We start from the raw sequence: 12,122 nt of genomic DNA on the forward strand, positions 1-12,122 counted from the left end.
AAGGGGCAGTTGCTTACACAACTACCAGAAGGGGAAATTCGGCGGCCCGATTGGCGACCAAGGACCCGGCGGCGCACAGGGGCGGGGGTCCCGGCCTCAGCTGCCGAGGGTGAGCCGCACCTCGTAGCGGTCGGCCCGGTACGTCTCCCGGCTGTCGGCGCACGGCAGGCCGGCGGCGTCGAGCGACAGCCGCCGCGTGTTCAGTACGGGCGAGGGACCGCTCAGGTCCAGCAGCCGCTTCTGCTCGGCGTCGGCGAGGGCCGCGCGGGCCGTGTACCGGGCGCCCACGGGCACGTGGCCCGCGGCGGCCAGCAGGCCGAAGAGGGACGCGGTGGTGAAGTCCGCCCCGGCGACGGCCGGGGCCACGGCGAGCGGGACGAGGTCGTGCGAGACGCACACCGGCAGGCCGTCCAGGAAGCGCACCCGGCGCAGCTCGAACAGCTCGGCCCGGGTGGCGACCTGGAGCCGCTCGGCCTCCTCGGAGCCGGCCGGGCGGGTACGGGCGGCCAGGACGCGGGCGGTGACCGCCCGCCCCAGGCTCCGGTTCAGGTCCGCGAACCCGACCAGGGCCGTGGCGTCCGGGGAGTGGCTGAAGCCGACCCGCTTCACCCGCCAGCCGCGCCGCTCGGAGGATTCGACCAGCCCCTCCTCGCCGAGCTCCTTGAGGGTGCGGCGCAGGGTGGAGCGGCTGATGCCGAGCTGCTCGCACAGGTACCGCTCGGAGGGCAGCCGCTGCTCCGGGGCGAGGGCGCCGGCCGCGATGGCGTGCGCCAGGGCCTGCTTGGCCAGGACGTACGGGGGCTGCGCCCCATCGGGCGCCACGGGGCGGAACTCGGGCTCTACGGGCATGGCTGACTCCCACTCTGCCGGGCCGGGCGGGACCCGGGGAGGACACCACGCCGGGACCGGGGCCCACCGGCGCGCCGTCGCGGCCCGGCTACGCCCTGGGCCGCCGGAACCAGGCGGCGCTCTCCTTCTTCAGGCAGCAGGACAGCACCACGGCGGTGAAGACGACGCTCGGCCCGGACGTGCCGTCTCCGGAGATCAGCCCGAGCAGGGCATTCGCGCCGATGAGTGCCGCGATCACGATGGCGGCGATACGGACGCCGTTCCCACCCTTGCGGAACTTGAGGCCGATCACCAGACAGGCGACGGCCGTGAGCAGGGTGATCAGACCGACGACCAGGAGGGCCCCGGCGGTGAGCCCCGCCTCGCCGGTCTCGTCCGCGACCGTCCCGGCGAAGGTGAGCACGAGGATGGAGAGCCCGATCACGAAGTTCAGGCCCGCCCCGACGAACAGCGCGATCCGCGCAGTCTTCACCGCCTTCGGCATCGCCGGCGGGGCGTACGCGCCGCCGGCCCCCGAGGGGTACGGGCCGATGTGGTGCGCCGGAGGGTAGGGAAGGGGTTCGGTGTTCAACTCGGGCTCTTTCGGTGGGCTGATCGGCTGTGCGTGTATGCCACAGATAAGCCAACAGCCTCCAGTTCCCGCCGTGGCCCGTCAAAGGTCCCGATGATCAGTCCGATCGTCCCTGCGCGGTTCCGGTGGCGTACGAGGAGACCAGGCGCGACAGGTGGCGGCCCGCCAGGAGGAGGGGGGCGCGGTCCCGGGTGACCTGAGAGGTCATCTCGGCGCCCTCCAGGGTGTTGATCACGGTGACGGCCAGCTCGCACGCCTCCGCCTCCGGGTGGCCGCAGGCCAGGAGCTTCGCCGCGACGAGCTGCTGCCAGTTCGCGAAGGCCTGGGCGCAGGCGGCCTGGAGCTCCGGCAGGCGGCCGACCGATTCCAGCGCCGTGGGCGTCACGGGGCAGCCGTCGCGCCAGTCGGACGCTTCGAGCGCCTCGGCGAGCAGCTCCGCGACGGCCTCCACGGCCCGCGCCGCGTCCGCGTGCGCGGACAGCGCGACGCGGAGCATCTCGGCGAACTCCTCGTCGCCGAAGTGGATCGCGGCGACCGCGAGCTCCTGCTTGCCGCCGGGGAAGAAGTGGTACAGCGAGCCGAGGGTGGCCTCCGCCTCGCGGACGAGCTGCTTGACCGGCGTGTTCTCGTACCCGCCGTGCTGGAGGAGGCGCGAGGCGGTGCGGACGAGCCGCTCCCGCGTCCCGAGTCCGTCCGCCGTCGCCGTCGCCGACGCCTCTGCTGTTTCCGCTGCTGCCATGAAGGGAACCCTACCTCCGGATCTAGATAGAGCGTTCGTTCTAGTGCGTGCTACGTTCGTTCCGAGCGCTGGATAGAGCGTTCGTTCTAGCTCCGCAGCCGCATCGACCCGAGGAGAGCTCTGCCATGAACCAGGTCACGCACCAGGCCCCGCACCAGGTCACCGTCATCGGGCTCGGCCCCATGGGCCGGGCCATGGCCGCCGCCTACCTGGACGCCGGGTACGAGGTCACCATCTGGAACCGCAGCCCCGGCAAGGACACCGAGCTCGTGGCGCGCGGAGCGCGGCGGGCCGGCAGCGCCGCCGACGCCGTCGCGGCGAGCGGGCTGACCGTGCTCAGCCTCATCGACGTGGACGCCATGTACACGGCCCTCGGCGACGCCGACCTCGGCGGCCGGGTCCTGGCCAACCTGTCCTCCGACGTGCCCGAAAAGGCCCGGGCGGCCGCCCGCTGGGCGCAGGAGCGCGGAGCCTCGTACCTCACGGGCGGGGTCAACGTGCCGCCCTCCGGCATCGGCCAGGAGGGCTCGTCCGTCTTCGTCAGCGGACCCGAGGACGTCTACGCCGCCCACCGCGCGGCACTCGACGTGCTCGCCGCCACCGACTACCGGGGCGCCGACGCCGGGCACGCGCAGCTCTACTACCAGCTCAACATGATCATGTTCTGGACCGCGTACACCGGCTGGTACCAGGCCGTCGCCGTGGCGCGGGCCAACGGCCTGACGGCCGCGGACATCGTGCCGTACGCCGGCTACACGGCCGACAGCATGCGCGGCTTCTACGAGGGGGGCGCCCCGCTGATCGACGCGGACGCGCACGAGGGCACGTACGAACGCCTCGCGATGTGCGCGGCGAGCGTGGAGCACATCCTCCACACCGCCGCCGACTCCGGGGTGGACACCGGCATCCTGGCCGCGCACGCCGACCTGTACCGCCGCGGAGTCGCCGCGGGCTTCGGCGCCGACAGCAGCTCGCGGCTGATCGGCCTGCTGGGCGCGGACGCCTGAGCCCATGGTCCCGCCCGGCGCTCGCGCGCATGACATTCGACATTCCCCTGACAGCAGGTGTCAGGGGAATACCCCTAGCCTGCGGCCCATGAACATCGTCGAACTCCGGCAGTACACCCTGCACCCCGGAGCCCGGGAAACACTGATCGAGCTGTTCGAGCGCGAGTTCGTGATCGGCCAGGAGTCGGTCGGCATCACCGTCGGGGGCCGATTCCGCGACCTGGACGACCCGGACCGATTCGTCTGGCTGCGCGCGTTCCCCGACATGACGCACCGTCGGCGCGCGCTGGAGGCCTTCTACACCGGCCCGGTCTGGCGGGAGCACCGCGACGCGGCCAACGCCACCCTGATCGACAGCGACGACGTACTGCTGCTGCGCGGACCGGGCTTCACTCCGGAGCCGGGCACCCGCGAAGTGGTCGCGACCGCCTGCGGTCCGTCCGACGCGGCCGCCTTCGATGCGTACGCCACCCGGCACCTGGGCCCGGGCCATGCACTGCACCGTACCGAGCACGCCGAGAACGACTACCCCCGCCTGCCCGTCCGCACAGGGGAGGACGTCCGGCTCTGGTTCGGCCCCGCGGAGCCGCCACCCTGGCCGACCCGGCGGCTGCGGCTCGAACCCGTGACGATCTAACGTCGCGGGCCGACGTCCCCATCGGTGGCACCAACACCCCGGCCGGTCCGGGCTCGCGCCCGGCCGGCCGGTGACGTACTTGAGGTACTGACGTGCTGACGTGCTGACGTACTCACGCCGAGGTCGGACCCCGGCCTCCTACTCGGTGTCGGCCTCGCCCGTGCCGCGGTGGCCGAGGCCGGTGCGGGCGGTGGTGGGGATGCGGCCCAGCCGGCCCGCCTGGAAGTCGTCGAACGCCTGCTGCAGCTCGTGCTTGCTGTTCATCACGAACGGCCCGTAGTGCGCCATCGGCTCCCGGATCGGCTGCCCGCCGAGCAGGACTATCTCCAGCGCGGGGGCGCTGGAGTCCTGACCCTCGTCCGCCCGCAGGGTCAGCGAGCCGCCCTCGCCGAAGACCGCGGTCTGCCCGGTCTGGATCGGCCGCCGGTCCTCGCCGACCGAGCCGCGCCCGGCCAGTACGTACGCCAGGGCGTTGAAGTCCTCGCGCCACGGGAGGGTGATCTGCGCGCCGGGTGCGACCGTCGCGTGGATCATCGTGATCGGGGTGTGGGTGATGCCGGGCCCCTCGTGGCCGTCCAGCTCGCCGGCGATCACGCGGAGCAGGGCGCCGCCGTCCGGGGTGGACAGCAGCTGAACCTGGCCGCCGCCGATGTCCTGGTAGCGCGGGGGCATCATCTTGTCGGAGGCGGGGAGGTTCACCCACAGCTGGAGGCCGTGGAAGAGCCCGCCGGACAGCACGAGCGACTCCGGCGGCGCCTCGATGTGCAGCAGGCCGCTGCCCGCGGTCATCCACTGGGTGTCGCCGCCGTTGATGACTCCGCCGCCGCCGTTGCTGTCCTGGTGGACGAAGGTTCCGTCGATCAGATACGTGACGGTCTCGAAGCCGCGGTGCGGGTGCCAGGGGGTGCCCTTGGGCTCGCCCGGCGCGTACTCCACCTCGCCCATCTGGTCCATCATGATGAACGGGTCGAGGTACTGGTAGTTGATCCCGGCGAACGCACGGCGCACCGGGAATCCCTCACCCTCGAAGCCACCCGGGGCGGTCGTGACGGCCAGCACCTTGCGGGCGGTCGTCTCCTGGGCCGGCTCCCCGACGCGCGGGAGCGTCAACGGGTTCTCCACAGTCACTGCAGGCATGGTCGGAACCTCCTTCTGGCGTCGAGTTTAGTTGAAACCCGAACTTTCTGCCACCCGACAGAACAGAGAAGACCCCGGGGGAATTCCCCCGGGGTCTCAGGATCCGACCGGGCACCAGCGCCCGCCACCGACACCGTCCCTGCCGCGTGACGATCCGCGCGGCTGGACGGACGTACCCGCACCAGTCCTAGTACATGACCGCGATCGTGTTCGGCGCCAGGACGTCCGCCCAGCCGTGGGGCAGGATCTCCACGCACCCGCTGGGAGTACCGGTGGCCAGGCCGCACACCCGCACGAGGCCGGTGTCACGGTTGTTGAGCACCCGGAGGGACCCGGCATAGGAGTGGAAGAAGTAGGCGGAGCCGGGTTGCAGCACGAGCGACGGCCGGCCCCCCGACCAGCCCCCGCCCTCCGCGTAGAGGCAGGCAGTGCCCGGCGGGCACCCCTGCACCGGCACGGCCGCCTCGGCCCCCGCCACGCCGACCGTGACCACCGCGCCCAGGGCGAGCGCGAGCGCCGCCCCCGCCCTGGCGATCCCGCGTCGCACGGCTACCAGGTCGCGATCACGATGGAGTTGATGGGCGACAGGTTCTCGGGCCAGCCGTCGCCCGGGCGCATCTTGGGCAGGCAGTCGGTGCCGTTGCTGTTGCGGCACAGCTTCACCGTCCAGCCGCCCGTCTGGTTGTTGTAGACGATGTGCTGCCCCTCCTGGTTGTAGAGCTGGTGCACGCCCGCGCTCGTGTACCTCTGGTTCCACGGCACCGGCTCGTACCAGTTCGTGCCCTTGTAGATGCAGACCGCGCCGGACGGGCAGCCGAAGGAGTCGGCCGCCTGCGCCGGGCCCGCCGCCAGGACCCCCGTACCCAGCGCCAGCACCCCCGCGAGCGCAGACATGGTCACCTTCGTGCGGATGGATGTACGCGTACGAGCCATCAATGCCTCCTAGTGGATGAGGCGGGGGCCCCCGTGCTTCCAGCTCCCCGCTGCGCCCACTCTCGGCCCGCGGCCACCACCGCCGCGATCCTTTCGGGTACCGCCGAAACCTGCGCTCAGCCGCCGCTGTGGAGCAGGTCCACGCCCAGCGCCGTCGCGGAGTGCAGGACCGCCTTGCCGTCCCGCGCCGTGGTGATCAGGCCGGCCGCGCGCAGGGTGCGGGTGTGCTCCGAGACCGACGGGAGGCTGATGTCGAGGTCCCGGGCCAGCTCGGACGTGGTCCGCTGCTCGATCAGCAGCTGCAGCACGGCCGCCCGGGTCCGCCCCAGCAGCGCGTCCAGCGCGCCGTCCGCCCGGTCCGGGGACACCAGCGGCAGGGGGGTCAGCGCCGGGTAGAGGAGTACGTACGTCCCGTCCGGGGTGTCGTCCAGCAGCGGGCGGCCCGTCCAGAACGGCGAGGGCATCAGCACCAGCCCGCGCCCGCCGAGCCGGACCTCGTAGTCCGGCGGCCGGCCCACCTCGAAGACCAGGCCCGACCAGTCGGCCGCCGGGTGGGTGCTGGCCAGGCAGGCCTTGATCCCGTGCGCGGCCAGCAGCCGGGTCCGCCAGGCCACGTCCGCCTGGAAGGACTGCCGGATCCGCGGCCAGTGCGGGGCGATGAGCACGTCGTACGCGGACCGGATCGCGGAGTCGAGCTGCTCCCAGGCCTCCCGGTCCTGGCCCCACAGGGCGCGCAGCCAGGACGGGGACCCGGGCGCACGGGTGGCCGCGCGGGCCAGCCCCTCCGGGGTGAGGAAGGGGACCCGGTCCCGGATGACGCTGAGGCCCTCCTCCAGGCTCCGCGCGTACGGCTCCACGAAGTGCGGGTTGTCCCCGTCGGGCCGCAGCAGGTCGAACAGCGGCCGCACCCGCCCCGGCAGGTCCCGCGCGGCGAGGCTCCGCCAACGGCCGAAAACCGCCTGCTGGTCCGTACGCTGCGCCGCGACGAGCGCGAGGGCCAGCTCCACCAGGGGCAGGGGCTCGCTCGCGAAGGTGACGTTGAGCAGGTCCTCGGCCTCGAAGTGCACGCGCAGCATGTCCGCCCCCGGGCCCTGTGTACCTAGCCGTACATGCGGCGCATGGCGAAGTCGACCATCTGCTCGACCGCCTTCGCGTCGAAGACCATCCGGTGGTCGCCCTCCATGTCGAGGACGAAGCCGTAGCCGGTGGGCAGCAGGTCGATCACCTCGGCGCCGGTGATCACGAAGTACTTGGACTCCTTGCCGGCGTACCGGCGCAGCTCCTTGAGCGTGGTGAACATCGGGATGACCGGCTGCTGCGTGTTGTGCAGCGCGAGGAATCCCGGGGTGTCGCCGCGCGGGCAGTAGACCTTCGAGGAGGCGAAGATCTGCTGGAAGTCCTCGGCGGACAGCGACCCGGTCGTGAAGGCGCGTACCGCGTCCGCGAGGGAGGGCGGCGAGGGCTCGGGGTACAGCGGCTGCTGAGGCTGCTGCTGCGCGTAGCCCTGCTGGGGCTGGGCGTAGCCGCCCTGCTGCCCCGCGCTCACGTTCTGGTCGTAGCCGTACATGGCCCGAAGCCTACCGAGGCGGTGGCCCGCCGGGACGACGAGTTCCGGTCAGTGGGACTTCAGCCCCGTAACGAAGCCCGCCCAGGCGGTGGCCCCGATCATGAGGACGGGCCCGCCCTGCACCTTGGAATCCCGGACGGGGACGGTCCCGGCGAGCCCGTCGGCGACCTCGACGCAGTCGCCACCGCTCGCGTTGCTGTAGCTGCTCTTGCGCCAGCAGGCGGACGTCAAGTCAATCTCGGTGCTTGCCATTTCGGAAGTCCTCTGCAGCTGCGTCGATCCTCGCCAGGGACGCCCCAGGTGACAGCGCGGCAGCCCTGAGCAGATCGTACGACCTGCGGTAGTCCTTCACGAGCGCCGGATAGTCGATGAGTTGCCCGCTGTGCAGCCCCTCCGTGTACACGAGCGGTGGCGCATCCGGGAAGGCCATGACCTTGATCATGCCCATCATGAGCGGGTGGGCTGAAGCCGTTTCCGGAAGGACTTGCAGAATGCTCTGCGTGGAACGCACCACGCGCGCGATGTGGTCCAGCTGCTCCGCCATCGCCTCCGGCCCCAAGAGCGGCCTGCGGATCAGCGACTCGTCAAGGATCACCCAGAACGCCGGGCGCACCTCCCGCTCCCAGAGCACCGCTCGTTGGATGCGTGCGGCGATCTGCTTGCTGACGGTTTCCGGCGGCAGCCAGGGCATCCCGGCCCGGATCACGGCCGACGCGTACGCCTCCGTCTGCAACAGCCCCGGCACGAGCATCGGAGCCCATTCCTCAATCGTCTCGGCAAACGGCTCCATCTCCGCGACGTCCGCGAAGTACTCCGCATGCCCGGACTGCTTCGCCTTGCGCGCATCTTCACAGCGGCGCTCGAAAAACCCGTCCGTCCCCAGCTTCCCGTCCACGTGCCGGGCAAGGTCCGGCGGCATCCGGCGCTCGCCGTGCTCGATCTGGCTCAGGAACGGCACCCCCCTGAAGCTGCCCTCCGCCAACTGTTCCAGCGTGAGGCCTGCGGATTCCCGTTTGTAGCGCAGCTCGGCGCCATAGAAGGACGGCACATTCGCCGATGCGTCCGGGTCCTTACGAGCGGGCACAACCCACCACCGCCATTTGCCACTTGTCCAGCGGAACTCGAAACCCTTCCAACGGTACGCCGGGCAGCGCCACGCTGTGAGCGGTTCGTCACTCCCCGCTGCGAAAGGCCGACCCCACCATGAGCGACCACCCCCACGACCACGAGGCGACCCAGGCCCTGGACAACCTCCGCGCCGCACTCGCCACACACGGCATCACCCTCCCCTCCCTCGACCTCCACCTCCTCTCCTACGCCGGGCGGTACGCGAATCCGCCCCTCATCGCCCTCGGCAACTGCAACCCCGCCACCGCGCAGCGCCTGGCCGACGCCCTGGCCATGCCATGAACAGCGACCTCACGCTCCGCCTCCTGGTCACCCCCGGTGCCATCCCCCTGGCCCGCCACGCGGTACGGGAACACCTGGGCAGCCCCGACGTAGAGCTCTGCGTCAGCGAGCTGCTGACCAACGCCCTCACCCACCTGGGCACCGGCACGCCCGTCACGCTGCGGATCACCGGAAGGGCAGCCCGTACGCGGGTAGAGCTCACCGACTCCGACCCGCACGCACGGCCCGTACTGCGGCAGGCGGCCGACGACGAGGAATCCGGCCGCGGCCTAGCTCTGCTCGACGCGCTCGCGCCGCGATGGGGGGTCATCCAGGGCCCGGGGAGCAAGACCGTCTGGTGCGAGCTCGAACTTGACCCTGGTCACAGTCACCACGGAAGGGTTGCCGTTATTACCCGCGGGTAGCATCATTACGTTACCGATTGGTATGCACGAGGAACCACTCTCACCGAGCCTTAACGGAGCCGTCGCCATGGGGCACTACAAGTCGAATCTCCGCGACATCGAGTTCAACCTCTTCGAGGTACTCGGCCGCGACAACGTGTACGGCACTGGCCCGTTCGGTGAGATGGACACCGAGACCGCCAAGACGATCCTCAGCGAGATCGCCAAGCTCTCCGAGAACGAGCTGGCCGCCTCCTTCGAGGACGCCGACCGCAACCCGCCGGTCTTCGACCCGGCGACGAACACCGCGCCCGTCCCGGCGTCCTTCAAGAAGAGCTACAAGGCCTTCATGGACTCCGAGTACTGGCGCCTGGGCCTGCCCGAGGAGATCGGCGGCACCACCTCGCCCCGCTCGCTGATCTGGGCCTTCGCCGAGACGATCCTGGGCGCGAACCCGGCCGTGTGGATGTACTCCTCCGGTCCGGCGTTCGCCGGCGTCCTCTTCGAAGAGGGCAACGAGGTACAGAAGAAGATCGCCGCGCTCGCGGTGGAGAAGCGCTGGGGCTCCACCATGGTCCTCACCGAGCCGGACGCCGGCTCGGACGTCGGCGCCGGCCGCACCAAGGCGGTCGAGCAGGCCGACGGCTCCTGGCACATCGAGGGCGTGAAGCGCTTCATCACGTCCGGCGAGCACGACATGGAGGAGAACATCCTCCACTACGTCCTCGCGCGCCCCGAGGGCCACGGCCCGGGCACGAAGGGGCTGTCCCTCTTCCTCGTCCCGAAGTTCCACTTCGACTGGGAGACCGGCGAGCTGGGCGAGCGCAACGGCGTCTACGCGACGAACGTCGAGCACAAGATGGGCCTCAAGGCCTCCAACACGTGCGAGATGACCTTCGGCGACCAGCACCCCGCCAAGGGCTGGCTGATCGGTGACAAGCACGACGGCATCCGCCAGATGTTCATGATCATCGAGTTCGCCCGCATGATGGTCGGCACGAAGGCCATCGCGACCCTGTCGACCGGCTACCTGAACGCGCTGGAGTACGCCAAGGAGCGCGTGCAGGGTCCGGACCTGGCCGAATTCATGGACAAGGCGGCCCCCAAGGTCACCATCACGCACCACCCCGACGTGCGCCGCTCGCTCATGACGCAGAAGGCGTACGCCGAGGGCATGCGCGCCCTGGTCCTGTACACCGCCTCAATCCAGGACGAGATCCAGGTCAAGCAGGCCGCCGGCGAGGACACCGCGTCCCTGGTCGGGCTGAACGACCTGCTCCTGCCGATCGTGAAGGGCTACGGCTCGGAGAAGTCCTACGAGCAGCTCGCGCAGTCGCTCCAGACCTTCGGCGGCTCGGGCTACCTGCAGGAATACCCGATCGAGCAGTACATCCGCGACGCCAAGATCGACACCCTCTACGAGGGCACCACGGCCATCCAGGGCCAGGACTTCTTCTTCCGGAAGATCGTCCGCGACCAGGGCGCCGCCCTGAACGTCCTCTCCGAGACGTTCAAGAAGTTCCTGGCCGAGGGCCCCGGCGGCGAGGACCTCGCCCCGGCCCGCGACGCGCTCGCCAAGGCGGCCGTCGACCTGGAGGCCATCGTCGGCCAGATGATCGTCGACCTCACCGCCACCGGCGAGGACGTCAAGAACATCTACAAGGTCGGCCAGAACACCACCCGGCTGCTGATGGCCTCCGGTGACGTGGTCGTCGGCTACCTGCTCCTCAAGGGCGCGGCCGTGGCCGCCGAGAAGCTGCCGACCGCCTCCGCCAAGGACGTGCCGTTCTACACCGGCAAGATCGCGGCGGCGAAGTTCTTCGCCTCCCAGATCCTGCCGGGCGTCTCGGTGGCCCGCGCGCTCGCCGAGGCCGTCGACAACACCCTGATGGAGCTCGACGAGGCCGCCTTCTAAGTCCTCGGCACCCATCCCCCAGCTGTACGCGGTGTACGTACGCGCAGACGGCCGGGTCCTCCGCACGGGGGCCCGGCCGTCGGCGTGCGCGCGGCGCCAGCTCCCCCGCGCAGCCCCGTACCGCCTGTGGGCTGCGGGGTTCCCGGGATGTCGGTGGTTCGTGGGACGCTCGTGGGTATGAGTCCACAGGAGCAGCAGCGCGGCAGCAGGGGGTATTCGGTCCCGACCGGGCGCCCCTATGCCCTCAAGGAGCTGCAGTCCGCCGTGGGCAGCCTCGGAGACCACCTCAAGGAGCTCTACGAGGGCGCCCACCCCACCGAGTACGAATCGGTGGCCGACGCCCTCTACACCGCCTTCCAGACCGCCGCCGGGCTCGCCCCCGCCAAGAGCTACACCGGCTGCCCGGAGCACCCCAACGGCGCGCTGGACCCCGAGGCGCCCGACGGCTGGGGGCGCTGCCTGATCTGCAACGACCGGCGCCGCCTCGGACTGCGCGCGCAGGGCGCCCGGGCCGCGTCCGCCGCCACCCCGCCCGCCGGGGAGCAGCGCCGGCTCGGGTACCCGGTGCCCGAGCCCCCGTACACGCTCCAGGCGCTGCAGACCCGCCTGCGCACGGTCGAGGAGCGGCGCTTCCACCTGAGCCTGTCCTCGCCCCCCGACGACTTCGTCGCGATGGCCGACGACCTGCACCGCGCCTTCATCGTGGCCCGCGAACTGTCCCGGCCGCGCAACGCCTCGGGCTGCTCCGAGCACCCCGGCGCACCCATCGATCCCGACGCCCCGCCCGGTGAGGCCTGTATCTTCTGCGCCGGACGCAAGAGGCGCGCGCAGCGCTCCGCGCAGACCCCGGAGATGCTCCCGCGCATCCGCCGGGGCGAGCGCAGACAGTTGCAGCGCCGCTTCGACCGTCCGCCGGGCTGACCAGGCTCCGGGCGCCCGGGCCACCCGCCCGCGGCCCCATCCTCCGGCTATCC

At 71.2% G+C, this 12,122-nt stretch carries 16 protein-coding genes; 6 read left to right on the top strand and 10 right to left on the bottom strand.

Going from position 1 to position 12,122, the window contains the following annotated elements:
• Positions 1 to 96: 96 nt before the first annotated feature.
• From AC061S_RS02005 to AC061S_RS02015, 3 genes are all read right to left on the bottom strand, one after another.
• On the bottom strand, positions 97 to 849 hold the full coding sequence (locus tag AC061S_RS02005) for a GntR family transcriptional regulator (RefSeq protein ID WP_478684027.1): 753 nt from the start codon (positions 847 to 849) through the stop codon (positions 97 to 99).
• Positions 850 to 937: 88 nt separating this feature from the next.
• Positions 938 to 1,420 carry a hypothetical protein gene (locus tag AC061S_RS02010; RefSeq protein ID WP_478684028.1) on the bottom strand — a complete coding sequence of 161 codons (483 nt, stop codon included), beginning with the start codon at positions 1,418 to 1,420 and terminating at the stop codon, positions 938 to 940.
• A gap of 97 nt (positions 1,421 to 1,517) precedes the next feature.
• The gene (locus AC061S_RS02015; protein WP_478684029.1) at positions 1,518 to 2,159 is read right to left on the bottom strand and encodes a TetR/AcrR family transcriptional regulator; all 642 of its coding nucleotides are present in this window, start codon (positions 2,157 to 2,159) and stop codon (positions 1,518 to 1,520) included.
• Between the two features lie 125 nt (positions 2,160 to 2,284).
• Here AC061S_RS02015 and AC061S_RS02020 point away from each other — a divergent pair, with 125 nt between their 5' ends.
• On the top strand, positions 2,285 to 3,166 hold the full coding sequence (locus AC061S_RS02020; protein WP_478684030.1) for an NAD(P)-dependent oxidoreductase: 882 nt from the start codon (positions 2,285 to 2,287) through the stop codon (positions 3,164 to 3,166).
• 88 nt (positions 3,167 to 3,254) lie between these two features.
• A complete protein-coding gene (locus AC061S_RS02025) occupies positions 3,255 to 3,803 on the top strand; it encodes an NIPSNAP family protein (RefSeq protein WP_478684031.1) in 549 nt (182 codons plus the stop codon).
• Between the two features lie 138 nt (positions 3,804 to 3,941).
• Here the strand turns inward: AC061S_RS02025 and AC061S_RS02030 are convergent, their stop codons facing one another.
• From AC061S_RS02030 to AC061S_RS02060, 7 genes are all read right to left on the bottom strand, one after another.
• A complete protein-coding gene (locus AC061S_RS02030; RefSeq protein ID WP_478684032.1) occupies positions 3,942 to 4,940 on the bottom strand; it encodes a pirin family protein in 999 nt (332 codons plus the stop codon).
• A 187-nt stretch (positions 4,941 to 5,127) separates the two neighbouring features.
• The gene (locus tag AC061S_RS02035) at positions 5,128 to 5,487 is read right to left on the bottom strand and encodes a hypothetical protein (RefSeq protein WP_478684033.1); all 360 of its coding nucleotides are present in this window, start codon (positions 5,485 to 5,487) and stop codon (positions 5,128 to 5,130) included.
• A 2-nt stretch (positions 5,488 to 5,489) separates the two neighbouring features.
• Complete coding sequence (locus AC061S_RS02040; RefSeq protein WP_478684034.1) at positions 5,490 to 5,873, bottom strand: hypothetical protein; 384 nt, start codon at positions 5,871 to 5,873, stop codon at positions 5,490 to 5,492.
• Between the two features lie 116 nt (positions 5,874 to 5,989).
• The gene (locus AC061S_RS02045) at positions 5,990 to 6,949 is read right to left on the bottom strand and encodes an ArsR/SmtB family transcription factor (RefSeq protein ID WP_478684035.1); all 960 of its coding nucleotides are present in this window, start codon (positions 6,947 to 6,949) and stop codon (positions 5,990 to 5,992) included.
• Between the two features lie 23 nt (positions 6,950 to 6,972).
• Positions 6,973 to 7,440 (bottom strand): SseB family protein, encoded by a 468-nt coding sequence (locus AC061S_RS02050; RefSeq protein ID WP_243330916.1) that lies wholly within the window; start codon positions 7,438 to 7,440, stop codon positions 6,973 to 6,975.
• A gap of 48 nt (positions 7,441 to 7,488) precedes the next feature.
• Positions 7,489 to 7,692, bottom strand: coding sequence for a DUF397 domain-containing protein (locus AC061S_RS02055; RefSeq protein WP_478684036.1), 204 nt, complete (start codon positions 7,690 to 7,692; stop codon positions 7,489 to 7,491).
• Positions 7,673 to 8,524: a helix-turn-helix domain-containing protein gene (locus AC061S_RS02060; RefSeq protein WP_478684037.1), complete on the bottom strand. Its 852-nt coding sequence runs from the start codon at positions 8,522 to 8,524 to the stop codon at positions 7,673 to 7,675. Before AC061S_RS02060 ends, AC061S_RS02055 begins: the two co-directional genes overlap by 20 nt.
• Positions 8,525 to 8,643: 119 nt before the next feature.
• Between AC061S_RS02060 and AC061S_RS02065 the strand changes: the two genes are divergently transcribed.
• The 4 genes from AC061S_RS02065 to AC061S_RS02080 all read left to right on the top strand — a co-directional run bounded on the left by AC061S_RS02065 (position 8,644) and on the right by AC061S_RS02080 (position 12,069).
• Positions 8,644 to 8,850, top strand: coding sequence for a hypothetical protein (locus tag AC061S_RS02065; RefSeq protein ID WP_478684038.1), 207 nt, complete (start codon positions 8,644 to 8,646; stop codon positions 8,848 to 8,850).
• The gene (locus AC061S_RS02070; RefSeq protein ID WP_478684039.1) at positions 8,847 to 9,254 is read left to right on the top strand and encodes an ATP-binding protein; all 408 of its coding nucleotides are present in this window, start codon (positions 8,847 to 8,849) and stop codon (positions 9,252 to 9,254) included. The genes AC061S_RS02065 and AC061S_RS02070 overlap by 4 nt, the downstream gene beginning before the upstream one ends.
• A 67-nt stretch (positions 9,255 to 9,321) precedes the next feature.
• Entirely contained in the window at positions 9,322 to 11,148 is a 1,827-nt protein-coding gene (locus AC061S_RS02075; RefSeq protein WP_478684040.1) for an acyl-CoA dehydrogenase, read from the top strand.
• A gap of 177 nt (positions 11,149 to 11,325) precedes the next feature.
• Entirely contained in the window at positions 11,326 to 12,069 is a 744-nt protein-coding gene (locus tag AC061S_RS02080) for a hypothetical protein (RefSeq protein WP_478684041.1), read from the top strand.
• Positions 12,070 to 12,122 lie beyond the last annotated feature (53 nt).

The organism is Streptomyces sp. CA189 (assembly GCF_056428985.1).

What these genes read in the sequence shown, in the direction of transcription:
- AC061S_RS02005 (WP_478684027.1), bottom strand. Translation starts at nt 849, where the DNA reads ATGCCCGTAGAGCCCGAGTTCCGCCCCGTGGCGCCCGATGGGGCGCAG.
- AC061S_RS02015 (WP_478684029.1), bottom strand. Translation starts at nt 2,159, where the DNA reads ATGGCAGCAGCGGAAACAGCAGAGGCGTCGGCGACGGCGACGGCGGAC.
- AC061S_RS02020 (WP_478684030.1), top strand. Translation starts at nt 2,285, where the DNA reads ATGAACCAGGTCACGCACCAGGCCCCGCACCAGGTCACCGTCATCGGG.
- AC061S_RS02025 (WP_478684031.1), top strand. Translation starts at nt 3,255, where the DNA reads ATGAACATCGTCGAACTCCGGCAGTACACCCTGCACCCCGGAGCCCGG.
- AC061S_RS02030 (WP_478684032.1), bottom strand. Translation starts at nt 4,940, where the DNA reads ATGCCTGCAGTGACTGTGGAGAACCCGTTGACGCTCCCGCGCGTCGGG.
- AC061S_RS02040 (WP_478684034.1), bottom strand. Translation starts at nt 5,873, where the DNA reads ATGGCTCGTACGCGTACATCCATCCGCACGAAGGTGACCATGTCTGCG.
- AC061S_RS02045 (WP_478684035.1), bottom strand. Translation starts at nt 6,949, where the DNA reads ATGCTGCGCGTGCACTTCGAGGCCGAGGACCTGCTCAACGTCACCTTC.
- AC061S_RS02050 (WP_243330916.1), bottom strand. Translation starts at nt 7,440, where the DNA reads ATGTACGGCTACGACCAGAACGTGAGCGCGGGGCAGCAGGGCGGCTAC.
- AC061S_RS02055 (WP_478684036.1), bottom strand. Translation starts at nt 7,692, where the DNA reads ATGGCAAGCACCGAGATTGACTTGACGTCCGCCTGCTGGCGCAAGAGC.
- AC061S_RS02065 (WP_478684038.1), top strand. Translation starts at nt 8,644, where the DNA reads ATGAGCGACCACCCCCACGACCACGAGGCGACCCAGGCCCTGGACAAC.
- AC061S_RS02070 (WP_478684039.1), top strand. Translation starts at nt 8,847, where the DNA reads ATGAACAGCGACCTCACGCTCCGCCTCCTGGTCACCCCCGGTGCCATC.
- AC061S_RS02075 (WP_478684040.1), top strand. Translation starts at nt 9,322, where the DNA reads ATGGGGCACTACAAGTCGAATCTCCGCGACATCGAGTTCAACCTCTTC.
- AC061S_RS02080 (WP_478684041.1), top strand. Translation starts at nt 11,326, where the DNA reads ATGAGTCCACAGGAGCAGCAGCGCGGCAGCAGGGGGTATTCGGTCCCG.